Here is a 1,228-nt window from a genome sequence, read left to right on the forward strand (position 1 = left end):
GAGTTACACCTTCAATTTTGATATAGGCTGGTTGTGCCATATAAATCTCCTTTCCCTTTTATTTTATTATTGTTACAAGCACAGATATTAGCATTTTTTTAATGTTTTTAGAATAAAATAATGCTAAAAAGTTATAAAAAATATTAATTTTGAGTTAAATCCTCAATTTACATAGAATTTAATTATAATTTTTAAATTTCTATCCTCTTGCTACCATTTCCCATTTTTAAAGTTAATTCTATAATATAGCGTAAATTATGATAAGGGATTTTTTAAGTAAAAAATCATAGAATATTTATAGATTTTGGAATTTTAAGGAATAACACAATGTATAAAAATTTATCGCTTAAAACAAAAATCATGGTGTTGGCTCTTGGTATGCTAATAGGACTAGCAATAGCCATTGGAATTGTAATGTATTATGGAAAAAGTATGGTTGCCAACACGCGTGTTGCAATTGATAATGGCATAAGGCAAGAAGTTGAACAAAAATTAAAGCTTGCTACCGACTCTTTAGCAAACTCCTTAGGAGAGCTTGTGCAAGGTGTTGATGAAGAATCACAAATTCAGATTATCGCTAAAAGCATTGAAAAATTCCGCTTTGAAGATGACAAAAGTGGATATTATTTTGCATACAAAGAACATACTCCAGTAGCACACCCAACACGCAAAGATTTGATTGGAAAGTCGTTATATGAAACAAAAGATGTTAATGGTGTATATTATGTGCGTGAGCTTTTTGAAACTGCTAAAACACAGGACAAAGAAACAAAATTTGTGTATTTTACTTTTTCAAAACCTTTGCCAGATGGAACACTTGGAACAGCACAAAAAATCGGCTATGCTGCAATGATTCCAAATACAGATAATATCTGGTTATCTACAGGAGTTTATACAGATACGCTTGCTACACATACAGAAGAAATTTCTTACGACATTGTTGCCAATCTTCGAGCGACACTCTTAAAAAGTTTCGGGATTGGAATCATCTTTTTCTTTGTAATTATGATTCCTATACTTTGGGCATTTTACAACAACCTTATTAAAAGCGTGCGTGTTGTGCAAGCAAATTTGCGCAATTTTTTCAGCTTTATTAATAACAACTCTACAAATACAACACTTATTACTTTAAACTCCAATGACGAATTTGGAGCAATGGCAAAAGAAATTAATGCAAACATTCAAAATATTCAACAAGGCTTAAAGCAAGATGAAACAGCTATTACCC

At 31.0% G+C, this 1,228-nt stretch carries 1 protein-coding gene; it reads left to right on the plus strand.

Going from position 1 to position 1,228, the window contains the following annotated elements; genetic code table 11:
• Positions 1-327: 327 nt before the first annotated feature.
• The coding region (locus LS70_RS09850; protein ID WP_201273990.1) for a cache domain-containing protein at positions 328-1,228 on the plus strand (901 nt) is incomplete at its 3' end.

The sequence above is a fragment of the Helicobacter sp. MIT 11-5569 genome (genome assembly GCF_000765695.2).
GTDB lineage: Bacteria > Campylobacterota > Campylobacteria > Campylobacterales > Helicobacteraceae > Helicobacter_D.